This is a genomic window from Siccirubricoccus soli (assembly GCF_024178315.1).
Lineage (GTDB): Bacteria > Pseudomonadota > Alphaproteobacteria > Acetobacterales > Acetobacteraceae > Siccirubricoccus > Siccirubricoccus soli.
The window spans coordinates 12,985-35,515 of sequence record NZ_JAMZIK010000109.1; the positions used below are offsets into that span (position 1 = coordinate 12,985).

Annotated in this window: 17 protein-coding genes and 1 riboswitch; of the genes, 12 read left to right on the forward strand and 5 right to left on the reverse strand. The window is 68.2% G+C overall.

Annotated features, from left to right (window positions below):
• The first annotated feature begins 2 nt into the window (after positions 1 to 2).
• Both NJ376_RS17435 and dxs read left to right on the forward strand, forming a co-directional pair.
• Positions 3 to 902 (forward strand): polyprenyl synthetase family protein, encoded by a 900-nt coding sequence (locus NJ376_RS17435; RefSeq protein WP_252954560.1) that lies wholly within the window; start codon positions 3 to 5, stop codon positions 900 to 902.
• The gene (dxs, locus tag NJ376_RS17440) at positions 902 to 2,824 is read left to right on the forward strand and encodes a 1-deoxy-D-xylulose-5-phosphate synthase (RefSeq protein WP_252954561.1); all 1,923 of its coding nucleotides are present in this window, start codon (positions 902 to 904) and stop codon (positions 2,822 to 2,824) included. The genes NJ376_RS17435 and dxs overlap by 1 nt, the downstream gene beginning before the upstream one ends.
• Positions 2,825 to 2,889: 65 nt before the next feature.
• On the opposite strand, the gene metE is transcribed toward dxs, so the two are convergent.
• Entirely contained in the window at positions 2,890 to 5,190 is a 2,301-nt protein-coding gene (gene metE / locus NJ376_RS17445) for a 5-methyltetrahydropteroyltriglutamate--homocysteine S-methyltransferase (RefSeq protein WP_252954562.1), read from the reverse strand.
• Between the two features lie 63 nt (positions 5,191 to 5,253).
• Positions 5,254 to 5,469: riboswitch (cobalamin riboswitch) on the reverse strand.
• 69 nt (positions 5,470 to 5,538) lie between these two features.
• Here metE and NJ376_RS17450 point away from each other — a divergent pair.
• From NJ376_RS17450 to NJ376_RS17460, 3 genes are read left to right on the forward strand one after another with little or no spacing between them, the layout of a single operon-like run.
• On the forward strand, positions 5,539 to 6,312 hold the full coding sequence (locus NJ376_RS17450) for a TlyA family RNA methyltransferase (protein WP_252954563.1): 774 nt from the start codon (positions 5,539 to 5,541) through the stop codon (positions 6,310 to 6,312).
• 31 nt (positions 6,313 to 6,343) lie between these two features.
• Positions 6,344 to 6,805, forward strand: a complete 462-nt coding sequence (locus NJ376_RS17455) for a PaaI family thioesterase (protein ID WP_252954564.1) — start codon at positions 6,344 to 6,346, stop codon at positions 6,803 to 6,805.
• 17 nt (positions 6,806 to 6,822) lie between these two features.
• Entirely contained in the window at positions 6,823 to 8,025 is a 1,203-nt protein-coding gene (locus tag NJ376_RS17460) for an acetyl-CoA C-acyltransferase (RefSeq protein WP_252954565.1), read from the forward strand.
• Positions 8,026 to 8,567: 542 nt separating this feature from the next.
• Here the strand turns inward: NJ376_RS17460 and NJ376_RS17465 are convergent.
• Both NJ376_RS17465 and NJ376_RS17470 read right to left on the reverse strand, forming a co-directional pair.
• Positions 8,568 to 10,211: a hydantoinase B/oxoprolinase family protein gene (locus NJ376_RS17465; RefSeq protein WP_252954566.1), complete on the reverse strand. Its 1,644-nt coding sequence runs from the start codon at positions 10,209 to 10,211 to the stop codon at positions 8,568 to 8,570.
• Positions 10,208 to 12,259, reverse strand: coding sequence for a hydantoinase/oxoprolinase family protein (locus NJ376_RS17470; protein ID WP_252954567.1), 2,052 nt, complete (start codon positions 12,257 to 12,259; stop codon positions 10,208 to 10,210). Before NJ376_RS17470 ends, NJ376_RS17465 begins: the two co-directional genes overlap by 4 nt.
• A 121-nt stretch (positions 12,260 to 12,380) precedes the next feature.
• Here NJ376_RS17470 and NJ376_RS17475 point away from each other — a divergent pair, with 121 nt between their 5' ends.
• The 4 genes from NJ376_RS17475 (at position 12,381) to NJ376_RS17490 (ending at position 16,686) form a co-directional block, all read left to right on the forward strand.
• Positions 12,381 to 13,979 (forward strand): GMC family oxidoreductase, encoded by a 1,599-nt coding sequence (locus tag NJ376_RS17475; protein ID WP_252954568.1) that lies wholly within the window; start codon positions 12,381 to 12,383, stop codon positions 13,977 to 13,979.
• Positions 13,980 to 14,074: 95 nt separating this feature from the next.
• Entirely contained in the window at positions 14,075 to 14,830 is a 756-nt protein-coding gene (locus tag NJ376_RS17480; RefSeq protein WP_252954569.1) for an SIR2 family NAD-dependent protein deacylase, read from the forward strand.
• A gap of 12 nt (positions 14,831 to 14,842) precedes the next feature.
• A complete protein-coding gene (locus NJ376_RS17485; protein WP_252954570.1) occupies positions 14,843 to 15,742 on the forward strand; it encodes an LLM class F420-dependent oxidoreductase in 900 nt (299 codons plus the stop codon).
• Between the two features lie 2 nt (positions 15,743 to 15,744).
• Complete coding sequence (locus tag NJ376_RS17490) at positions 15,745 to 16,686, forward strand: LLM class flavin-dependent oxidoreductase (protein WP_252954571.1); 942 nt, start codon at positions 15,745 to 15,747, stop codon at positions 16,684 to 16,686.
• Positions 16,687 to 16,730: 44 nt separating this feature from the next.
• Here NJ376_RS17490 and NJ376_RS17495 read toward each other — a convergent pair whose 3' ends face one another.
• Positions 16,731 to 17,279 carry an OmpA family protein gene (locus tag NJ376_RS17495; RefSeq protein WP_252954572.1) on the reverse strand — a complete coding sequence of 183 codons (549 nt, stop codon included), beginning with the start codon at positions 17,277 to 17,279 and terminating at the stop codon, positions 16,731 to 16,733.
• A gap of 200 nt (positions 17,280 to 17,479) precedes the next feature.
• Positions 17,480 to 18,448: a hypothetical protein gene (locus tag NJ376_RS17500; protein ID WP_252954573.1), complete on the reverse strand. Its 969-nt coding sequence runs from the start codon at positions 18,446 to 18,448 to the stop codon at positions 17,480 to 17,482.
• Positions 18,449 to 18,692: 244 nt separating this feature from the next.
• Here NJ376_RS17500 and tagH point away from each other — a divergent pair, with 244 nt between their 5' ends.
• From tagH to tssK, 3 genes are all read left to right on the forward strand, one after another.
• Positions 18,693 to 20,474 (forward strand): type VI secretion system-associated FHA domain protein TagH, encoded by a 1,782-nt coding sequence (gene tagH, locus NJ376_RS17505; RefSeq protein WP_252954574.1) that lies wholly within the window; start codon positions 18,693 to 18,695, stop codon positions 20,472 to 20,474.
• Positions 20,475 to 20,681: 207 nt separating this feature from the next.
• The gene (gene tssJ / locus NJ376_RS17510; RefSeq protein ID WP_252954575.1) at positions 20,682 to 21,152 is read left to right on the forward strand and encodes a type VI secretion system lipoprotein TssJ; all 471 of its coding nucleotides are present in this window, start codon (positions 20,682 to 20,684) and stop codon (positions 21,150 to 21,152) included.
• Between the two features lie 36 nt (positions 21,153 to 21,188).
• A complete protein-coding gene (gene tssK / locus NJ376_RS17515; protein ID WP_252954576.1) occupies positions 21,189 to 22,526 on the forward strand; it encodes a type VI secretion system baseplate subunit TssK in 1,338 nt (445 codons plus the stop codon).
• Positions 22,527 to 22,531: the final 5 nt, after the last annotated feature.

Consider the following 22,531-nt stretch of genomic DNA (forward strand, 5'->3'; position numbering starts at 1 on the left):
CCATGCCCGCCGCTACCCTGACGGCCGCCATGGCGCAGGCCGCCTACGAGATCGACGAAGCGCTGAAGATGCTGCTGCCGCCGGAGGAGGGGCCGGAGGCGCCCCTCTTCGCGGCCATGCGCTATGCCTGCATCGGCGGCGGCAAGCGCCTGCGCGGCTTCCTGGTGCTGGAAGGCGCCCGGCAATTCGGCGTGGCCCGCAGCGCGGCGCTGCGCGTCGCGGCCGCCATCGAAATGGTTCATGCCTATTCCCTGGTGCATGACGACCTGCCGGCGATGGACGACGACGATCTGCGCCGCGGCAAGCCGACCGTGCACAAGGCCTTCGACGAGGCGACCGCCATCCTCGCCGGGGACGCCCTGCAGAGCCACGCCTTCACCGTCCTCGCGGAAGAGGACACGCATAGCGACCCGGGCGTGCGCGCCGAACTGGTGCGCTGCCTGTCCAAGGCGGCCGGGCCGCGCGGCATGTGTGGCGGGCAGATGCTGGACATGCTAGCCGAAGCCGCCAACGCGCCGCTGGACGAGGTGGCGATCGGCCGGTTGCAGACCTTGAAGACCGGCAAGCTCATCGAATTCTCGGCCGAAGCCGGGGCGGTGCTCGGCAAGGCGCCGGCGGCGCTGCGCCATGCGCTGCTCGCCTATGGCAGAGATCTGGGCGCAGCCTTCCAGATCGCCGATGACATCCTGGACGCGACCGCGACCGCTGAAGAGGCGGGCAAGGCAACCGGCAAGGATGCGGTGGCAGGCAAGGCAACCCTGGTCGGGCTGCTGGGTCTGGACCGGGCCCGGTTGCAGGCGGAGCGGCTAGTGCTGCAGTCGAAGGGCCATCTTGACGGTTTCGGCGAGCGCGCCGACCTGTTGCGCATGTTGTCCGATTTCGTGATCGAGCGGAGGAGCTGATGTCCCCCCCACCCTCCACGCCGCTCCTCGACCGGGTGAAGTATCCGGCCGATCTCCGCAATTTCTCCGGTGAGCAGCTGAAGCAGCTGGCGGATGAGCTCCGGGCCGAGACGATCCATGCGGTCAGCCAGACCGGCGGGCATCTCGGCGCCTCGCTCGGCGTTGTCGAGCTCACGGTCGCGGTCCATGCGGTGTTCGACACGCCGAAGGACCGGCTCATCTGGGATGTCGGCCACCAGGCCTATCCGCACAAGATCCTGACCGGGCGGCGCGGCCGCATCCGCACGCTGCGTCAGGGCGGGGGGCTCTCCGGCTTCACCCGCCGCAGCGAAAGCGAGTACGACCCCTTCGGCGCGGCGCATTCCAGCACCTCCATCTCCGCCGGCCTCGGCATGGCCGTGGCCAGCGATCTGCTCGGCCGGCCGCGCAATGTCATCGCGGTGATCGGCGACGGCGCGATGAGTGCCGGCATGGCCTATGAGGCGATGAACAATGCCGGCGCCAACAAGTCGCGCCTGCTGGTGGTGCTGAACGACAACGACATGTCGATCGCGCCGCCGGTCGGGGCGATGAGCGCCTACCTCTCCAAGGTCGTCTCCTCCCGCCCCTTCGTCTCCATTCGGGAGATGATGGCGAAGCTCGCCCGGCTGTTCCCCGGTCCCCTGGAGCGGGCTGCGAAGCGCGCCGACGAGTATGCCCGCGGGCTGCTGACCGGCGGCACGCTGTTCGAGGAGCTGGGCTTCTACTATGTCGGCCCGATCGACGGGCACGACCTCGACCATCTGCTGCCGATCCTGCGCAATCTCCGCGACACGGAGATGCAGGGACCGATCCTCCTGCATGTGGTGACGAAGAAGGGCAAGGGCTACGCCCCGGCCGAGGCGAGCGCCGACAAGTACCACGGCGTGCAGCGCTTCAACGTCGTCACCGGCGAGCAGGTAAAGGCCCCGCCCGGGCCGCCGAGCTACACCAAGATCTTCGCCAATGCATTGATCGCGGAAGCGGAAGCCGATGAGCGCATCGTCGCGGTCAACGCGGCCATGCCCTCCGGCACCGGCCTGGATGCCTTCGGCAAGCGCTTTCCGAAGCGCACCTTCGATGTCGGCATTGCCGAGCAGCATGCCGTCACCTTCGCCGCGGGCATGGCGACGGAGGGGCTGAAGCCGTTCTGCGCCATCTACTCCACCTTCCTGCAACGGGCCTATGACCAGGTGGTGCATGACGTGGCGCTGCAATCCCTGCCGGTGCGCTTTGCCATGGACCGTGCCGGGCTGGTCGGCGCCGATGGCGCGACCCATGCGGGGAGCTTCGACATCGCCTATCTCGGTTGCCTGCCGAACATGGTGCTGATGGCTGCCGCTGACGAGGCGGAGCTGATGCACATGGTGGCCACCGCCGCGGCGATCGATGACCGCCCCTCGGGCTTCCGCTATCCGCGTGGCGAGGGGGAAGGCGTGCCCTTGCCGAAGCGCGGCACGCCGCTCGAGATCGGCCGTGGGCGGATCGTGAAGGAAGGCACCACTGTTGCCATCCTGTCCTATGGCGCCAGGTTGCGGGAATGCCTGAAGGCAGCCGAGGAATTGGGCGCGCGCGGCCTCTCGACGACCGTCGCGGATGCGCGCTTTGCGAAGCCGCTCGATACGGCGCTCGTCGAGCGCCTGGCACGTGAGCATGCGGTGCTGATCACCATCGAGGAAGGCTCGGTGGGCGGCTTTGGCAGCTTTGTATTGCAGCACCTGGCCTGGACCGGCTTGCTGGATCGGGGGCTGAAGGTGCGGCCGATGGTGCTGCCGGATCGCTACATCGATCACGACAGCCCCAGGAAGCAATATGATGAGGCCGGGCTCAACGCCGCCCATATCGTCGCGGCGGCGGTTGCCGCGCTCGGCAGCGACACGGCGGTACGGCCCGTCCGCGCCTGACCGATCGGCATCGCATCCTGCTTAATTGGTGCCGGGCATGAGCCCGGCACCCTTCGCGCCTTGGATCAAAGCGGGGGGACAAGTTCCGCCCGCAATGTCCGGGCTGCCTGCACCAGATTGACGACGGCAGGCCGTACCTCGGCCCAATTCCGAGTCTTGCAGCCGCAATCGGGGTTCAGCCAGAGCCGCTCGGCCGGGAGGCAGGCCAGGGCGCTGCGGGCGAGCGTTACCATCTCCGAGACCTGCGGCACCCGCGGGCTGTGGATGTCCCAGACGCCCGGGCCAATAGCGTTCGGATAGGCGAATTCGGTGAAGGCGCGCAGCAGCTCCATGCGGCTCCGCGCTGTCTCGATGGAGATCACATCGGCGTCCATGGCGGCGATGGCGTCGAGGATGTCCTCGAACTCGCTGTAGCACATATGGGTGTGGATCTGCGTGGCATCGCCGGCAGCGCCAGCCGTCAGGCGGAAGCAGGCCGTGGCCCAGCGCAGATAGTCGGCGCGCTCCGATCGGCGCAGGGGCAGCCCTTCCCGGAAGGCAGGCTCGTCGATCTGGATGATGCCGATGCCGGCAGCCTGCAGATCCGCAACCTCCTCCCGCAAGGCCAGGGCGATCTGGCGACAGGCAGCTTTGCGGGGGATGTCCTCGCGGACGAAGGCCCATTGGAGCATCGTCACCGGCCCGGTCAGCATGCCCTTCACCGGCCGCCGCGTCAGCGACTGGGCATGGCTGGACCAACGCACCGTCATCGGCTTCGGTCGCCGGACATCCCCCCACAGGATCGGCGGCGAGACGCAGCGGCTGCCATAGGATTGCACCCAGCCATGCTTGGTGATGGCGTAGCCCTCAAGTTGCTCGGCGAAGTACTTCACCATGTCGTTGCGTTCGAACTCCCCATGCACCGGAACATCCACCCCGATGGCGTCCTGCCAAGCGATGGAGTCGGCGATCAGGTCGCGCATCTGTGCCTCGTAGGCGGCAGGGTCCGAATTGCCGCGCAGTGCTTCCGCACGGGCAGCGCGCACCTCGGCGGTCTGGGGCAGGGAGCCGATGGTGGTCACCGGCAGGGGCGGCAACCGGAACTTCGCCTGCTGGACGGCGGCGCGCACCGGGAAGGGGCTGGGGCGCTGCTCCATCTCTGGCGTGATTATGGGCGGGGTTGCTGCCGGTGGCTGCTCGGCCAGGATGGCGTCGCTGGCCGTCAGGGCAGCGGCGGCAACGGCCTCGCCCTCGTCCAGCGCCCGGGCCAGCAGCGCGACCTCGGCCAGCTTCTCATCCGCAAAGGCAAGGCGCCGCCGCAGCGAGGGATCGAGGGCGGTCTCCTCCCGCAGGCTGTGCGGCACATGCAGGAGGGAGCAAGAGGGCGCGAGCATCAGCCGTCGGGCGCCGCCGGGCCGCGCCGTCGCGCGCCGCGCCAGGGCAAGGGCGGCGCGCAAATCCGTGCGCCAGACATTGCGGCCATTCACCAGTCCGAGCGAGAGCCACTGCTCCTCCCGCAATAGGCCGAGCGCGACGTCAAGCTGGCCGGGGTCGCGCACCAGGTCGAGATGCAGCCCGGCCACCGGCAGGCTCGCGGAGAGGGCGAGATTTTCCCGCAAGCCGCCGAAATAGGTGGCCAGCAACAAGTCCAAGCCGGGGGCGGCCGCGGCCAGAGCGTGATAGGCCGTGGCATAGGCCTCCGCCGCGCCAGCCGGCAGGTCCGTGGCTAGGCAGGGTTCATCCATCTGCACCCAGCCGGCCGAGGCATCGCCGAGCTCCCGCAGGAGCTGCCCATAGGCCGGCAGCAGCGCCGGCAGCAGCGCCAGCGGGTTGGCGCCGTCCTCGCCCTTGGCCAGGAGCAGGAAGGAGACCGGGCCAAGCACGACCGGCCGGGTCCGGCACCCGTGCCGCAGCGCCTCCTCGAACATCCTGCGCCAGGGATTGTCATGCAGGGCGAAGCGCATCTCGGATGACAGCCGGGGCACAAGGTAGTGGTAGTTCGTGTCAAACCACTTGGTCATTTCGAGCGGCTGGGCGGCGGGGTCGATGCCGGTCCTTGGCTCCTCGGCAGTGCCCCAGGCCCCGCGCGCTAGGGCGAAGAGAGTGAGAAGGCTGACGGGGCCTTCGCCCTTCCAGCCATAGCCCGCCGGGATGGCGCCGAAGGCGCAGGCTGTCTCCAGCACATGGTCGTATAGGGCGAAGTCACCGGACGGGACGTGGCTGATCCCGCTGCCCTGTTGCAGAGCCCAGGCTTGACGACGGAGGGCAGCAGCCTCTCGCTGCAGGCCGTCGGTATCGATGCGCCCGGCCCAATACGCCTCGAGCGCACGCTTCAGCTCACGGCGCGGCCCGATGCGGGGATAGCCGAGATTGGCGGCGATGGTCATCGCAAACGGTCTCCATCCCCGGTGCACCCAGCCCGGTTGCAAGGTTGCGGTGCGACGCCGGTCGGGCGGTCGCCGGCGTTGGCAGGTCTCCTGGCTCGCGGGTCACAGCCTTCGCCCCGCCTTCCCGCGCCATAGCGCAGTGGCCCGCCCCGTTCGGAGCGGAAGGAGCGGCAGCTCGCCGCCGACAGTTGCTGGGGCAGCCACCGACTGAGCGTTGCTACGCCGCACGGTGTTCCCTCTCTCGTCCATTCGCATGGAACCAGCGCCATATAAGTATATGTTTATGTTGATTGGGGCGCAAGGGGCCGGAACTGGCGAGCCGGCCCGATCTCCTCTATGGCCGTGGCCATGCAGAACACGGAATTCGGCGGCGGAAAGGGCCCGAAGGCGCGGAGCCGAGCCGACGCGCTGTTGGTCGACCGCGGGCTGGCGGAGAGCCGAACGCGAGCCCAGGCGCTGATCCTCGCCGGCAAGGTCTTCTCCGGAGAGCGACGGATCGAGAAGCCTGGCCAGCTTCTCCCCGAGGGCTTGCCGCTCGAGGTCAGGGGCCAGGATCACCCCTGGGTCTCCCGCGGTGGGGTGAAGCTGGCGCATGGCCTGGCGCATTTCGGCCTGTCGCCGGCCGGGCGGATCTGCCTCGACATCGGGGCTTCGACCGGCGGCTTCACCGACGTGCTGCTACGGCACGGCGCCACGCGCGTTTACGCCGTGGATGTCGGCCATGGCCAGCTCGCCTGGACATTGCGCAATGATCCGCGGGTTGTGGTGAAGGAGCGGGTGAACGCCCGCTACCTGAATGCCGCCGAGGTGCCGGAAGCACCGGAGGTGCTGGTCTGCGATGCCAGCTTCATCGGGCTACAGACCGTGCTGCCGGCACCGCTCGGCCTTTGCACGCCGGGGGCCTGGGCAATTGCACTCATCAAGCCGCAGTTCGAGGTGGGGCCTGCTATCGCTAAGGGAGGCGTGGTCCGGGATGCGGCGGTGCATCAGGCCGTCTGCGACCGAATCCGGTCCTGGTGGTCCGAGCTGCCTGGCTGGCGGGTGCTGGGCGTGGAACCCAGCCCACTGCTGGGGCCGGAGGGCAACCGGGAGTTCCTGATTGCTGCGGAGCGCGCGGAATGACGCAGCGCAGCAATGAGGCTATATCCAGGGCATGATCGACATCTCGCCCCCCGAGGCCCGGTTCCCCGGGCTGCAGACCGCCGCCATCCCACCCGCCCTGCAAGCGGAGGGCTGGAAGCCCGTGCCGGCCAAGGATTACCCGGCGATGATCGGCCCCTTCTTCGCCCGCCGGGCCGGGGAGGGGTGGGAGTATGCCTTCCTGCCGGAGCAGCGCCACCTGAACATTGGCGGCGTCGTCCATGGCGGCATGCTGATGAGCTTCATGGATGACGTACTCGGCATGACGGTCTGGGAGAAGATCGGCCGCAAGCCAGTGACGACGGTGCAGCTCAACCACCATTTCATCGCGCCCGGTAAATTGGGTGAGCTGGTAACCGGCCGCGGCGAGGTGATGCGGGCGACCCGAAGCGTGGTCTTCATCCGCGGCACCCTGGTCTCGGGCGGCAAGGTGCTGGTGCATGCCGACGGGCTGTGGAAAATACTGGGGAGCTAACCACCCAGGGGAACGCCATGCGCAGCGCCGTCATCGTCTCCACCGCCCGGACGCCGATCGGCCGGGCCTATCGCGGCGCCTTCAACGATACGCAGGCCCAGGCGCTGGGCGGGCATGTCATTGCCGCGGCGGTGCAACGGGCGGGGGTGGCGCCGGAGGAGGTGGAGGACGTGGTGCTCGGCGCCGCGCTCCAGCAGGGCTGCCAGGGCAGCAATTTCGCCAGACAATGCGCCTTGCGCGCCGGGTTGCCGGACAGCATTCCCGGCATGTCCCTGGACCGGCAATGCTCCTCCGGCCTCATGGCGATCGCCACCGCGGCGAAGCAGATCATCGCGGATGGCATGCAGGTGGCGGTGGGTGGGGGGCTCGAATCGATCTCCCTGGTGCAGAACGACAAGATGAACCGGCACCGCACCAGCGACCCCTGGCTGATCGAGCATGTGCCGCAACTCTACATGTCGATGCTGGAAACGGCGGAGATTGTGGCGGAGCGCTATGGCATCTCACGTGAGGCGCAGGATGCCTATGCGCTGCAAAGTCAGCAGCGCACTGCCGCCGCCCAGGCGCGTGGTGCCTTTGAAGCGGAAATCGTCCCCATGCCATCCGTCATGGCAGTAACGGACAAGGCCAGCGGCGCCATGACCATGAAGGAGGTGACGCTGAGCCGTGATGAGGGGAACCGGCCGGAGACGACGATGGAGGGGCTGGCTGGGCTGAAGCCGGTGCTGGCGGATGGCCAGCGGGTGAAGCAGGGCCGCTTCATCACGGCGGGCAATGCCAGCCAGCTTTCCGACGGCGCCAGCGCCGCCCTCCTCATGGAGGAGAAGGAAGCCTCGCGTCGCGGCCTGCATCCGCTCGGCATCTATCGCGGCATGGCGGTGGCGGGATGCGACCCGGCCGAGATGGGCATCGGGCCGGTTTTCGCCGTGCCGAAGCTGCTGGCGAAGCATGGTCTCAAGGTCGAGGATATCGACCTATGGGAGTTGAATGAAGCCTTCGCCTGCCAGGTGATCCATTGCCGCGACCGGCTTGGCATTCCGAATGAGCGGCTGAATGTGAATGGCGGCGCGATTTCCATCGGCCATCCCTACGGGATGAGTGGCGCGCGCATGACCGGACATGCGCTGATCGAAGCCAAGCGCCGGGGCGGGAAATATATTGTGGTGACGATGTGCGTCGGGGGTGGCCAGGGGGCGGCGGGGTTGTTCGAGGTCGCCTGAAGTCGCTTCCGGTGGCCGGGGCGGCGGCGCTCCAGGAGCCCGCCTTGCCCATTAGCTCCTGGCGAAGCGGCAATGTGCCGCGCGACGCATCCGTGGCCAGTGGACGTCCTCTGGCAAGCGGGAAGAGTGCATCGGCCCACCGCCTTTTCGGGCCCATCCACCTGCGCCGATCGCACGTGGCCGCCCCTGCGTCGCGGATAAAAATCAACCTACGGTTGTGGGCGTCGCTGGTCCGTTCCATCAAACTATCGTGATATTCGAAATTACTTTCGCCCCAATATCGTGAAATGAGCGGAAGTGGGAGGAGTGGTGTTCCCGCTTCCCCCGAGGGCGCTGAAATAATAACAGATCGTATAAGAAATTCGCGCCTTCGCGATCAGGGGCGGCCGCCAAAATCCCCATACTGAGAAGGGTCTGTTGCAGCCGTTGCGGCTCCTCCCGGGCTGCCTTAGGGCACCGCGCATCGTTGGCCTTGCCGCGTCGGAGGTCGAGATCACAGTTCCAGCTAGCGGCGCCCGGAGGCGCAGAAATTCGCCGCAAGTTCATACCTTGCCGTCGGCGGCGTCCGCCGTCCGGGCCTCCGGGCGGCGGCGGCCCGGATCGCCATAACCGCCCCCGCCGGCCGTCTCGATGACAACCCGATCTCCCTTGTTCAGCCTCGTGACGATCTTGGAGGGAATGACCTCCCGCCTGCCATCGGCCCGATGGATGACGCTGACGGCGCGGGCCCCCTCGCCACCGCCAAACAGGCCGGGGGCGGCGCTGAAATGCCGTTCGCTCCGATGGGTGAAGGAAACGTCGTCCACCAGCGCCTCATATTCCCGGATGGTGCCGAGGCCGCCACGCCACTCGCCATCGCCGCCGGATCCGGGGCGCAGGGCAACGCGGTTGAGGCGGATGGGCGTTTCCAGCTCCGCCGCCTCGGCCGGCAAGTTCATGCAGTTCGTGGCGTCGGTCTCGATGACGTCCACGCCGTCATGGCCACGGGCCGCACCGCTGCCACCGGCGATCAGGTCGCCGGTGACGAAAGGGGTGCCATCCGCCTTCCGCCCGCCGAAGGCGACGATCACCATCTGCCCGGCGGAGGGAGCAGGGATCCGATCCGGCAGCACCCCCGCCAGGGCGCCGATGATCGTGCCCGTGATGCGCTTGATGGTGGAGGTCCGGGCATTGACCGGCGCGGGCTCGCGTGGATTCACCAGCGTGCCTTCCGGCAGATGCAGGCTGATGGGCCGGAAGCAGCCGCCATTTGTGGGAATCCTGGGATCGGTCAGTGCACGGACGGCAAAGCAGGCGGCGGCGAGGGAGCCGGAGGGCACGCAATTCAGCGGACCGCGCACCTGGGCCGAGGTACCGGTGAAGTCGATATGGATGGCGTCGCCAGCGATGGTCACGGCGACCTCGATCCGGATCGGCTTCTCCAGCTCCACCCCGTCATTGTCCAGCCAATCGACATGGCGGTAGGTGCCGTCCGGAATGGCGGAGAGCGCCAGCCGGGTCATGCGCTCCGAGCGGTCGAGCAATTCGTGGAACATGGCCGTCAGCGCATTGCTGCCCTGCCTCTCCGCCAGTTCCGCGACCCGCCGCGCACCGATGGCGCAGGCCGAGACCTGGGCATGCAGGTCGCCCATCACCGTATCGGGAATGCGGACATTCTGCCGGATCATCGCTTCCAGGGTCGCATTCACCACGCCGCGGTCGCGGAATTTCAGGGGCGGGATGCGCAGCCCTTCCTGAAAGATCTCGGTGGCGTTGGTCGGCACCGAGCCGGCGGACAGTCCGCCCATATCCTGGTGGTGGGTCATGGCCGCGGCATAGGCGATGATGCGGCCCTGGACGAAGATCGGCTGGACCACGGCGATGTCCGGCAGATGGGTGCCGCCGCAATACGGGTCGTTCAGCACGTAGCTGTCATCCGGCTGCATGGTCGCAGGGGGAAATTGCCGCAGGATACGGGCGACGGCCGGGACCAGCGTCGCCAGATGGATGGGGATGGAGCAGCTCTGCGCCAGGGTCTGTCCATCTGCGGTGAACAGTCCCGCCGAGGCATCCAGCCCCTCCTTCACGATGGGCGAGAAGGAGGAGCGCAGCAGGGTGGACTGCATCTCGTTGGCGATGCCTTCGAGGCGGTGCCGCGTTACCTCGACGGTGATGGGGTCGACATTGGCCGTGCTGAAGGTGCTCATCGCCGCGCCTCCTTCTCCATCAGCAGTGCGCCGCCAGGGCCGAGGCGCGCCGTCCAACCCGGTTCCACCAGCGTCGTGGTGTCCGACTGCTCGATGATCGCGGGGCCGGGGATGTGGTCGCCTGGCCGGATCGACTCGCGCTGCCAGATCGCGGCGGGGACGGCGGTGGAGAATTGCCGAACCCGGATCAGCCGCGTGCCCGGCGGTGTCGCCTTGCCCTGGCGAAGGCCGATGCCGCTGGCCACGCTGCCCGCGCGGGAGCGGTGGACGCTGCGCAGGTTCACGAATTTGGCTGGCAACTCCGGCGCATGGCCATAGACCCGGTGATGCGCTGCGAGGAAGGCTGCGTAGGCCTCGCCGGCAGGGTCGGCGGCGTCCAGCCGCAGCGGCACTTCCAGCCAATAGGATTGGCCGATGTAGCAGAGATCGGCTGCATGGCTGATCGCTACCTCCGTCTCCGCCAGCCCTTCCGCTTCGGTCAAGGCGCGGCAGCGCGCATCCAGCTCGGCGAGGGCGGGGCGCAGCAGGGCCGGGTCCAGTCCGATGCAGGCATGCGGGAAGGCTGCGGCGACCTCATGTTCCACCGGCGCGCCAAGCAGCCCCGCGGCGGCCAGGACGCCGGGATGCGGCGGAATGATGATGGTGGAGATGCCGAGATCCTCGGCGAGCGCGCAGCCATGCATCGGCCCGCCGCCGCCGAGCGGCAGCAGCGCATAGCCGCGCGGGTCGATGCCCCGCCCGATCGAGACCAGCCGGATCGCCTCCGCCATCTGCGCATTCAGCACGCGGTGGATGCCGAGCGCGGCCTCCTCGAGCGTGAGGCCAAGCGGCCGGGCCACGGTGCCTCCCACCGCCTGCCGCGCCAGCTCCGGCTGCAGCCGCAGCGTGCCGCCGGCGAAATGCTGCGGATCGACATAGCCCAGCACGACAGAGGCATCGGTCACCGTTGCCCTGGTACCGCCCCGGCCATAGCAGGCCGGTCCGGGCTCCGAGCCTGCCGACTCCGGGCCGACGCGGAGCGAGCCGGCGGCGTCGATCCAGGCCAGGCTGCCGCCGCCCGAGCCGATGGCGGTGACATCTACCATCGGCACCCGCACGGTGAAGCCGTCGATCTGCCCCTCGGCGCGGATCAGCGGCATGCCATCCGAGATCAGGGCGATATCGCAGGAGGTCCCACCGATATCGACGGTGATGAGGTCGCGGAAGCCGGCATTCAGCCCGACATCGAGGCCGCCGACCACGCCGCCCGCGGGCCCGGAAAGGAATAGGCGCACCGGTCTCCGCCGTGCGATGGCCGAGGACATTAGCCCGCCGCGCGACTGCATCACCTGCAGCGTGGCCGTCACGCCGGCCGCCGCCAAGCCGGATTCCATATCCTCCAGATACTCGGCGACCAGGGGCTTCACATAGGCGTCGAACGCCGTGGCACAGACGCGTTCATATTCGCGAAAGGCGGGATCGACCTCCGAGGAGAGCGAGACAGGGAGCCCCGGCGCCATCTCGGCGATGATCTCGGCGATGCGCCGCTCATGCGCCGGGTGCAGGAAGGCGAAGATCAGGCAGACGGCTATCGCCTGGACATCCTGCGCCAGCAGCTCCGCCACGGCCCTGCGGACGCCGGCCTCGTCGAGCGGCACCAGCACCTGCCCCTGCGCGTCCACCCGCTCCCGCACCTCCCTCCGGAAGCGTCCCGGCGCGAGGAAGGCGGGCGTTTCGGTATGCAGCACCAGATCGTACATCTGGTGGCGCATCTGCCGGCCGATCTCGATGACGTCCTTGAAGCCCTCCGTGGCGATCAGTCCGAGGCGCGCGCCCTTGCGTTCCAGCACGGCGTTGGTGGCCACGGTGGTGCCATGGGTGAAGCGGCCGATGGCGCCGGCGGGTACCTGCCATTCCGCGCCGGCGGTGCCGAGCGCGGCCAGCACGGCGCGGCTGGGATTGCCCCTGGTGGTCGGCACCTTGGCCAGGCGGATGCTGCCATCCGGGGCGCGGCAGACCACATCGGTGAAGGTGCCGCCGATATCGATGCCGAATTCGTAGCCTGCCATAGGCTCCCCGCCATCTCGCCCGCCGGGGAAGCTAAGCAAGGATTGCACCGGATGGGAAATCCGGCCGCCCGGGCTTGACCCGGCCCGGCGCCGGGGGCGCAATCGGGATGGGGAGGGACTCATGGAAAACACCGACTACCTCGTCATCGGCGCCGGCTCCGCCGGTTGCGTGGTGGCCAGCCGGCTGAGCGAGACCACGGCGAGGGTGACCCTGCTGGAGGCCGGGCCGAGCGATTGGTACCCCTGGATCCACATCCCCGCCGGCATGCTGAAGCTGGTGCGCAATCCGCGCGTCAACTGGATGTATGCGACCGAGCCCGAGAAGGGCAGCAATGACCGGGCGATCCATTGGCCGCGCGGCCGCGTGCTCGGCGGCTCCTCCTCCATCAACGGCATGCTGTACGTGCGCGGCAACCCGGCGGATTTCGACCTCTGGGCCCAGATGGGCTGCCGTGGCTGGAGCTTCGAGGATGTGCTGCCCTTCTTCCGCAAATCCGAGCACTACGTGCAGGGCGGAGAGCCGGAATATCGCGGGCAGGGGGGCGAGCTGCGGGTGGAGGATTACCGGACCATCCTGCCGCTGACCCATCGCTTCGTCGAAGCGGCACAGCAGGCTGGGCATGTGTTCCGCAAGGATCTGAACGGGCGGGAGCAGGAGGGCGTCGGCTATTCGCAGATGACGCGGAACGGCCGGTTCCGCGGCTCGACGGCCCGCACCTTCCTGGCCGCCGCCAAGGGCCGGCCCAATCTGCGGATCGAGACCGACGCTATCGCCACCAGGTTGCTCTTCGAGGGGCGGCGCTGCGTCGGGGCGCGCTTCCGCCAGGGTGGGGCGGAGCGCGAGATTCGCGTGACGAAGGAGGTGATCCTGTCCGGCGGCGCCGTGAATTCCCCGCATCTGCTGCAGCTCTCGGGGATCGGCCCGGCGGCGCATCTGCAGGAGATTGGCGTAGGGGTGCTGCAGGATATGCCGGCGGTGGGCGCCAATCTGCAGGACCATTACGTCGCGCGGGTGCAGCATCGGGTGAAGGGCGAGATCTCGACCAACCAGCTCGCCCGCGGCTGGCGGCTGATGCGGGAGGCCCTGCGCTACGCGGTGCAGGGCCGCGGCGCGCTCACCTTCGGCGTCACCACGGCCCAGGTCTTCTGTCGCTCCCGCGAAGGCCTGGTGAGCCCGGATCTGCAGTTGCTCTTCACCCCGGCCACCTATGAGCGGGACGTGGTCGGGACGCTGGAGAAGGAGCCGGGCATGACCGTGGCGGTCTGCCCGGTGCGGCCGGACAGCCGCGGCACCATCCTGGCCCGCTCGGCCGATCCGCTGGAGAAGCCGGCCATCCGGCCGAACTACCTCGGCGTCGCCTCGGACCAGCAGGTGATGGCGGTGGGCATCCGGCTCGCCCGGCAGATCCTGGCAGCCCCGGCAATCGCCAAGCTTAGCGCCTTCGAATTGATGCCTGGCCCGGAGGTGACGACGGATGAGGAACTTGTCGCCTATATGCGGCAATACGGTTCGACCATCTACCACCCGGTGGGCACCTGTCGCATGGGGGAGGACCCCGGAAGCGTGGTGGATAGCCGGTTGCGGGTGCGCGGCATCGGCGGCCTGCGCGTCATCGACGCTTCCGTGATGCCGACCCTGACCACGGGCAACACCAATGCACCGACCATCATGATCGGCGAGAAGGGAGCGGCGATGATCCGGGAGGACATGGCCGCCTGAGCCCGGTCCCCATCGGCGGCCCCCCGTCTTTCGGAGGGCGCCGTCCCCGGAAGGCCATGCTTGCCCGGCGGCCCGATCCGCGTCACGCTCGGTCCATGGAGCGGGCGTCCGACATCACGGAACTGAAGCGGCTGCTGGGCGCTGCGGAGCGCGCCGTGGTCTTCACCGGCGCCGGCATCAGCACCGAATCCGGCATTCCGGATTTCCGCAGCCCCGGCGGCATCTGGACTCAGATGAAACCCATCATGTTCCAGGATTTCTGTGCCTCTGTCGAGGCACGGCGGGAAACCTGGCGCCGCCGCTTCGCCTCGGACCCGGTGATGCGCGCCGCAGAGCCCAATCGCGGCCATCGCGCCGTGGCCCGGCTGGTGCGGGAGGGCAAGGTCTCGGCCGTCATCACCCAGAACATCGACGGGCTACACCAGGCCTCCGGCATTCCGGACCGCCAGGTGATCGAACTGCACGGCAACACCACCTACGCCACCTGCCTGGATTGTGCCGCGCGCTACGAGATCGCCGAGCTCCGCCTGGCCTTCGAGCGCGATGGGGATGTGCCGGAGTGCCGGGCCTGTGGCGGCTTCGTGAAGCCGGCAACCATCAGCTTCGGCCAATCCATGCCGGAAGCCGCCATGCTGCGGGCGGAGCAGGCGGTGCGGGCGGCCGATCTCTGCCTTGTCCTCGGCTCCTCCCTGGTCGTCTATCCGGCGGCCGGCTTCCCTGAAATGGCGAAGCGCCAGGGGGCGAAGCTCGTCATCGTCAACCGTGAGGAGACGCCGCTCGATCCCTGGGCCGATCTGGTGATCCATGCGGGGATCGGGGACGTGATGGGGGAAGCGGTCGGCACCAACTAGGGGAGTTGCGCCATGCGATTGGGGGTCATGCTGCCGCTCTCGGATATCGGCGGCGCGCCGGCGGTGGTGCGGGACTTCGCGCTGGCGGCCGAGGAGATCGGCTTCACCAATCTCGGCCTCGCCGACCATGTCCTCGGAGTCAACGCGGCATCGCGGCCGGATTGGGGGGACCGCAACACCTCCGCCGACCTGTTCCACGACCCCTTCGTCTGCTTCGGCTTTCTGGCCGCGCTCTGCAGGGGCACGACGGAATTCTCCACCCAGGTGCTGATCCTGGCGCAGCGCCAGGCGGCGCTGGTGGCGAAGCAGGCGGCCTGCCTCGACGTACTCTGCGACGGGCGCTTCCGCCTCGGCGTCGGGGTCGGCTGGAACCCGGTGGAATTCACCGCCCTGAACGAGAATTTCCATAATCGCGGCCGGCGCAGCGCGGAGCAGGTGCGGGTGATGCAGGCGCTGTGGGCGGAGCCGCATGTCACCTTCGAAGGGCGCTGGCACAAGGTGGAGGATGCCGGGATCAACCCGCTGCCGGTGCACCGCAGGGTGCCGGTCTGGTTCGGTGGCCATGTCGAGCAGACGCTGGAGCGCATCGCGACGCTCGGCGATGGCTGGATCATGAACGCCTATGGCCCGGGCCCGGAGATCGAGGCGGCCTGGGGAGAGATCCGCCGCCAAGCGGAAGCGGCCGGGCGCGATCCGGCGCAGATCGGGCTGGAGGTCTGGATCTCCGGCGGTGGCGGCGACGAGGCGAGCTGGGCGGAGGAGGCGCGTTACTGGAAGCGGTTCGGCGCCACGCACCTGACCCTGACCAACACCTTCAACCGCCGCCGGCACAAGCGCATTCCGGGCCGCTCCGTGGCCGAGCATCTGGCGGTGATGCGCCGCTTCCACGACGCCGTGGCCGGTCTGGCCTGACCATGGCGCGGCGCATCGCGGTCGGCCTCGGGCTGATGGAGTTCCCCTTCTCCGGCGCTGCTGCCTTCTGGCGCTGGGTGGATCTCTGCGAGCAGGGCGGCGTGGACAGCCTGTGGCAGACCGACCGGATCGTCAGTCGCCAGCCCATTCTGGAATGCATGACGACCCTCGCCGCCCTGGCGGGTCGGACGCGCCGCCTGAAATTCGGCGTCAACGTCGTCTCCCTGGCGATGCGGGAGCCGGTGCTGCTGGCGAAGCAATGCGCCACGATCGACGTGCTCTCCGAGGGCCGGCTGCTGCCCGGCTTCGGCATAGGCAGCCCGCTGGCGCCGGAATGGTCGGCGCTGGGGCTGGACCCGAAGGAGCGTGGCCGGCGGACCGATGAGGCGCTGGAGATCATCGGCCGTCTCTGGCGCGGCGAGACCCTGAATTTCGAAGGCCGGCACAACCGGCTGCGGGAGGTGAGCATCTCCCCCTTGCCGGTGCAGCCCGATCTGCCGATGTGGATCGGTGGTGGCTCCGAGGCGGCGATCCGGCGGACGGCCCGGTATGGCACCGGCTGGCAAGGCGGGCCGGAGACGCCGGAGGAGGCGGGCGCCGTGGTGGCCGCCATCCGCGCCGCGCTGCGGGAGACGGGGCGGGAGATCGATGCGGACCATTATGGCGCCGCCTTCGCCTTCCGCTTCGGCCCGCAGGACGAGCCGGGAATTGCACGGTTCCGTGCGGCCTATGAGCGGCGGACCGGGAAGAGTGCCGAGGGCCGGTTCGTCACGGGCGATGCGGCGGCGATCCTGGCCCGCATTGCGGCCTATGTCGAAGCCGGCATCTCGAAGTTCATCCTGCGCCCGGTGGCGGGCGACGATGCCGAGATGCAGAAGCAAAGCCGGCTTCTGATCGAGACGGTGTTGCCGGAGGTGACGAGGATCTGGCCGAAATCCGGCTAAGCGGTGCTTGGATGGTGGGCAGCATGGTTACGGCTGGGACCGGTTCACCCGTTGCCGATATGGATGTCGATCAGGTCAGCCATCTCATCCCGGTAGCCAGGATGACTAGGGTCGCGGACCACGCGGTGCAGTCGGGCGCGGTCGATGCCCGCCTCGACGAGCGCATCCTCCAGCATCTGCAGCCGCATCTGCAGCATGGCGGCAGGCATTGGGCCGCCGGCCGGGTCCGCTTGACCGATCAGCTGTAGCGGGGCTTCGGCCTGGGCCCTGGCAGTTTCCGCCACCCGGGCGACGGTCTTCTTCGCCTCGTTGTCGAGCAGGGCGGACCAAGGGGTGAAGCTGACCACGATGCCGGTCCCGAGCCCCTGGAGGCGGCGCACGATATTCGGGTGGATGGCCCAGGGATGGCTGAAATCTGCCTGGTCGCCGGCATGGTAGCGCCAGAGCGCATCGACTTCCGCGGATTCCCGGCAGGTGACGATCTCGAAGCTCGTCTCCGGCGGCAGGGTGTTGGCCAGCAGGTCGTCCAGCAGATCCACACCCGCCACCAGCCAGGTGATGCCTTCGAATTGGGCTAGGATAATGTCGGGCATTTTGGGGTCCTCAGCAGCCGCGACCGGGTACTTACACGATCCTAGGGCAGGAACCCCAGGCATGGAACGTCGGAGCGTTGCTGCTCCGGAAGATGTCCGTGGGTGACATGCCCGGACCGGCCGTATCGGCCAGGCCCGCGGCGCAGGCGACAGGCCATCCGGCGACGGCTGCCCGCTTGCCGGCGATCCAGCACTGCGGCTCAGGCGGCAAGCTTTCTGATTTTGTCGACTAGCTTGCCGGTCTCCTCGTTGAGCGCCTCCAGCTTGTTCCAGCTCGGGGCGATATCGGGGCCGCTCGGCCATTTCGCTAGCCTGAAGTCTGCCCGTCCGGCACGGACCAGAGTGAGCCAGCCATTGAGCAAGGTATTCGTCTCGGAAATTTCCGTCGAGATCTCGTCGATGCGCTTCGGATATTTGCCAAAGCACTCGACCAGATCGTTCATCGCCTCCCGCATCGCCTTCTGTGCAGGGCTTTCCTTAGTGGCCGGCTTCTGAGCCTGGAGGCTGGGAGGACGGGCCTTCATCCATTTCTGGATGTTTTTCAGCTCCCCCTGGAAGGTGCCGACCAGCTTCTCGGCCGGGTCCACGACCTTGATGATCCAGGCTTCGTCCTTGCCGCCCTTCGGCGGCAGCGGGGGGGCTTTCGGCCCGGTCAGGGACTCGGCTGCGGGCTTCAGGTCCCGCAGGCCCTGGTCAAGCCCCTGGAACACTTTCAGGATTGCCCTGATCTTCTCCATGGTGGCGAGGAATTTCGGCGTCGCCTTGTCGTCCTTCGGATCGTAGCCCTCGGGCGCCTGCTGGTCCGCGCCGCAAAGCTCATCGATGGTGGCGTCCATGAGCTTGGTCAGGGATTTCTTGTAGGGGGCGAGCTCCTTGTTGAGCTGCGCCTGCGCTGGCTTCAGGGCGGAGGGCGGTACATTGCCCTTGGCGGTAATCTTGTTCTCCTTCAGGACCTCGTCGACCACGTAGCTGATGGTCCCGAAGATGCCATGCGAAGCCTTGTCGAAATCCTTTTCGATGTCCTTGAGCGTGACATGGTTGTCTTCGGTCTTGACCATCTTGTCGTAGGTGAAGGTCGGCAGTTCCAGCAGGTTTTTGAACAGGTGTGAGAATTTGCCGTCATAGCGGTCCAGGTACTTGATACTGATCTTGACCTTCAGGTCTGCCATCTTCGCCCCCACGACCAGTCGCCGAATGAGCCCAGCCGAAATCTATCTGATACCGTAGCGGTCTCATTGGCGTTGGCAACTGTTTGGCGATGTTACGCAGGTCACTTGCAATCCATCGGTGGGCGAACGATCCTTCCGGCCCGATGACGGGGCCGCTTGTGCGCCGCCATCGCCCCAGGTTCCGCGAAAGGGTAGCTGCCATGTGCATCACCTGCCTCGCCGGCGTCGCGCGCCGGCCCTGGCCATGCCGCTGACCCTCAGCCTGGCGGGCCAGGGGCCGCTCGGGCCGGTGCAGGAGGTGCGGTCGCTCGATCGCGGCAGCCTGTCGCTAGGCCGCGGGCCGCAGAATGACTGGGTGCTGCAGGACGCCTCGGCGCAGCTTTCCAAGCTGCACTGCACCATCGCCTTTGTCGGCGGCAATTACGTGCTCACCGATGTCAGTACCAATGGCGTCTTCCTGAACGGCGCGCCGGAGCGCATGCCGCGCGACAGCCAAGTGGTGCTGCAGGAGGGGGATGAGTTCCGGCTGGGCGATTACGTGGTGCGGGTGTCGACACAGGGGCCGGCGCCGGCGGCCTTTGCGCCGGCTGCTTCCACCCTGGTAGCCGGGGACCCCTTCGCGGCGGATCTGCTGGAGAACCCCCTTGGGGCGCCGGTGCCCGGCTTCTCCCATCCGCAGCGGATCGAGGCGCCGATGCCGCGCGGCCTGGACCCCTTCGACATTGCTGAGGAGAGCAGGCCGACGGCGCCGGAAATCGACAGATTCCATGGACGGGACGCCGACCCCTCCTGGAGTGGTGCAGCGCAGCGCGACAATGCCGATATCGGCAACCACTACTTCGCCGCCCCGCGTGTGGTAGCACAGCCGACCCTCAGCGATGCCGATCTGGATGCGCTCCTCGGGGATCTGCCACTGGGCCCGGCAGCGGCAAGCCCTGCGGTGCCGCCGACACCCCTCGCACCAGTTCCTGCGGCCATACCGGGACAGCCCGTCGGACTGCAGCCCCCCGCCGCAGCCCCATTGCCGGCGGATATCGACTTTGATGAATTGCTGGGCGACCTGACCCCAGGCCAGGGCTTCAGCCCGGTACCGCCCGTGGCGCCGCCGCCGGGGCCGGCCGCGCCGCCGATGACGGTGGACGTCTCGGCAGTCCCTCCGGTCGTCGGCTCGGCACCAATGGTGGCGCCGGTCCCGCCGCCCGCGGTGGCGGAAATGCCAGCGATGGCACCATCCCCGGCACCGGCACCGCCTATTGTTGCTCACCTTGCCCCGGTGCTTGCGCCTGCTGCCGAGAGCGCCAATCCCTTCGACGAGCCGGACCGGCCCGGGCTCGCCTTGGCCGTCCCGGCGGCGCCCACGGCGCAAGCTGCCTTGCCGCCCGCGGTGGCGCCGACGCAAGCTATGCCTGCCGCAGCGGCGCCGGGCGCGGGGACGGCGGTGGACGCAACGCGCCTGCTGGCCGCCTTCCTGGAGGGCGCGGGGCAACCGAAGGTCGATCTCGCCGGCCAGGATCCGGAAGCCTATTTCCGTCTGGTCGGGCAGTTGATGAAGGCCATGGTCGAGAACCTGCGCGACGTCCTGATGTCACGCGCCGAGGTCAAGCGGGGCTTCGGGATCGAGCAGACCATGCTGCAAGTCCGGAACAACAACGTGCTGAAGTTCTCGGTGACGCCCGAGGATGCGGTGGCCGCGATTCTGCAGCCCGGCCGGCCCGGTTACCTGCCGCCGCTGAAGGCGACGGAGGATGCGTTCCGCGATTTGCGCTCCCATCAGCTGGCGGTCATGGCCGGGGTTCAGGCGGCGTTGGTCGCGCTGCTGAAGCGCTTCGACCCGGCGGCGATCGAGGCCCGGATCACCGGCGCCGGGCTGCTGGGCAATCTTCTTCCGGGGAGCCGCAAATCCCGGACCTGGGAGCTGTTCTGCAGCACCTATGCGGACATCGCGCGCGAGGCAGAGGAAGACTTTCAAGCGGTATTCGGCCGCGAATTCGCCCGAGCATATCAGGAACAAGAAAAGAAACTCTAGAAGTTCGCGGTCGGTACGGCCGAGGCAGCACGCGTGGCGTTCATGGCGGCGTTCACAAATCGCGGGAAGGTGACGTTTCGATGGGGTGGAACCGTTCCACCCCTGGGCGAAACCTGCGGGGTTGAGATACACTCGCGGTGCTGCCGGGGGGCGACAAGGCCGGGAGCAAGCCGCCGGCCTCCCGGTGGTCGTCTTGGGGGGATTTGCATGGCGCATACGGTACTTCGCTTCGCCTGGCTGATCGGGCTCCTGGCGGGAATGTCGGCCTGTGCCCCGCCGCCGCCGCCCCCGCCGACCGTGGTGAACCTGACCCTGGAGGCAACATCGGATGTGAATCCGACGGAAAGCGGGGCCGCGGCACCGGTGCAGTTGCGGGTTTACCAGCTCACCTCGACCGCGGCCTTCAACGGGGCGGAATTCTTCGCGCTGCTTGACCGCGACGCCGCCACCTTGGGCGACCAGCTTGTGCGCCGGGAGGATTTCATCCTGGCGCCTGGCGCCACCGTGACCAGTACCCTGAACCCGGAGGCGCGAGTCACGACGCTTGGCCTGTTCATGGGCGTGCGCAGCATGGATGGCGTGGCTTGGCGCGGCACCTGGGCCGTCCCGCCCAATAAGACCAGTGCCATCACCGTCACCGCCGCGAAAGCCGGCGTCACCGTGGCGCCGACGCCATGACGCGGCGGCGGCCGGCAGCGCGACGGAGCGCCTGAAATGGGCTGGGACAACAAGGTCATCTGGAGCGAGGGGCTGTTCCTGCAGCCGCAGCACCTGCAGCAGCAGGACCGCTACGTGGAGCGTCTGGTGCGCGCCAGCACGGCGGGGCTGCGTCCCTTCGCCTGGGGGCTGACGACCCTCGATATCGACCGCGACCTGCTTACCCTGGGGAAATTCGCGACGCGAGCCATCTCCGGCATCCTGCCGGACGGCACCCCTTTCGCTGCGCCCGGCGACCTTGACCCGCCGCCGCCAATCGATCTGCCGGAGACGGCCCGCAATTCCATCGTCTACCTCGTGCTGCCAGCCCGCCAGCCGGGGGTGATCGAGACGGCGCCCGCCGATGTGACGGAGACTGTGGCCCGCTATGCCGCGGCCGAGCACGAGGCAGTGGATACCAATGCCGGCTACCAGTCCAACGCCACGATTCCGGTGGGCAAGCTGCGGCTGCGCTACGCGCTGGAACATGAGGCGCGCCAGGGCATGGCCGAGATCGGCTTGGCCCGCATCGTCGAGGTGCGCTCCGACAAATCGGTGATGCTGGACGAGAACTATATCCCGCCGGTGCTGCTGAGCAGCGCCTCCTCCGTCCTGGGCGGCTTCGTCACACAGGTGCAGGGGCTGGTGCATCACCGGGCTGAGGCGCTGGCCGGCCGGGTTTCCGAGACGGCGACGCGAGGGGCGGCGGAATTCGCGGATTTCCTCCTGCTCCAGCTCTGCAATCGCAACGAGCCGGTGCTGACGCATATGGCGGCGACGCTGGGCCAGCTCCATCCGGAGACCTTCTACCGCTATGCGGTCGGCCTCGCTGGCGAGCTTGCGACCTTCACCGAAAGCCGCAAGCGGCCCGCGGTGTTCCCGCCCTACCGGCATGAGGATCTCACCGCGACCTTCCGCCCGGTGATGGCGGCGATTCGTCAGTCGCTCTCCGCGGTGCTGGAGCAGACCGCGGTGCCGATCCCGCTGCAGGAACGGAAATTCGGCATCCGCGTCGCGCCGATTGCCGACCATTCGCTGGTGACCAATGCCACCTGGGTCCTGGTGGTCACGGCGCAGATGCCGGCCGAAACGCTACGTCGCAACCTGCCCAACCAGATCAAGATCGGGCCCGTGGAGCAGATCCGCGAGCTGATCAACGTGGCGCTGCCAGGGATTGCGGTGCGGGCCTTGCCGGTGGCGCCGCGGCAACTGCCCTACTACTCCGGCGCCTCCTATTTCGAGCTGGACCGTAGCGGCCCCTATTGGGCGGCGCTGTCCCGTTCCGGTGGCGCGGCGCTGCATCTCTCCGGGGAGTTCCCGGGCATCAATATGGAATGCTGGGCGATCAGAGGGTGATGCGC

Bases quoted from the DNA above. Each gene is read 5' to 3' on its own strand.
- NJ376_RS17495 (WP_252954572.1), bottom strand. From the start codon at position 17,279: ATGCCCGACATTATCCTAGCCCAATTCGAAGGCATCACCTGGCTGGTG.
- tssJ (WP_252954575.1), top strand. From the start codon at position 20,682: ATGGCGCATACGGTACTTCGCTTCGCCTGGCTGATCGGGCTCCTGGCG.
- NJ376_RS17485 (WP_252954570.1), top strand. From the start codon at position 14,843: ATGCGATTGGGGGTCATGCTGCCGCTCTCGGATATCGGCGGCGCGCCG.
- NJ376_RS17500 (WP_252954573.1), bottom strand. From the start codon at position 18,448: ATGGCAGACCTGAAGGTCAAGATCAGTATCAAGTACCTGGACCGCTAT.
- NJ376_RS17475 (WP_252954568.1), top strand. From the start codon at position 12,381: ATGGAAAACACCGACTACCTCGTCATCGGCGCCGGCTCCGCCGGTTGC.
- NJ376_RS17480 (WP_252954569.1), top strand. From the start codon at position 14,075: ATGGAGCGGGCGTCCGACATCACGGAACTGAAGCGGCTGCTGGGCGCT.
- NJ376_RS17450 (WP_252954563.1), top strand. From the start codon at position 5,539: ATGCAGAACACGGAATTCGGCGGCGGAAAGGGCCCGAAGGCGCGGAGC.
- NJ376_RS17470 (WP_252954567.1), bottom strand. From the start codon at position 12,259: ATGGCAGGCTACGAATTCGGCATCGATATCGGCGGCACCTTCACCGAT.
- tagH (WP_252954574.1), top strand. From the start codon at position 18,693: ATGCCGCTGACCCTCAGCCTGGCGGGCCAGGGGCCGCTCGGGCCGGTG.
- NJ376_RS17435 (WP_252954560.1), top strand. From the start codon at position 3: ATGCCCGCCGCTACCCTGACGGCCGCCATGGCGCAGGCCGCCTACGAG.
- NJ376_RS17465 (WP_252954566.1), bottom strand. From the start codon at position 10,211: ATGAGCACCTTCAGCACGGCCAATGTCGACCCCATCACCGTCGAGGTA.
- NJ376_RS17490 (WP_252954571.1), top strand. From the start codon at position 15,745: ATGGCGCGGCGCATCGCGGTCGGCCTCGGGCTGATGGAGTTCCCCTTC.
- metE (WP_252954562.1), bottom strand. From the start codon at position 5,190: ATGACCATCGCCGCCAATCTCGGCTATCCCCGCATCGGGCCGCGCCGT.
- dxs (WP_252954561.1), top strand. From the start codon at position 902: ATGTCCCCCCCACCCTCCACGCCGCTCCTCGACCGGGTGAAGTATCCG.
- NJ376_RS17460 (WP_252954565.1), top strand. From the start codon at position 6,823: ATGCGCAGCGCCGTCATCGTCTCCACCGCCCGGACGCCGATCGGCCGG.
- NJ376_RS17455 (WP_252954564.1), top strand. From the start codon at position 6,344: ATGATCGACATCTCGCCCCCCGAGGCCCGGTTCCCCGGGCTGCAGACC.
- tssK (WP_252954576.1), top strand. From the start codon at position 21,189: ATGGGCTGGGACAACAAGGTCATCTGGAGCGAGGGGCTGTTCCTGCAG.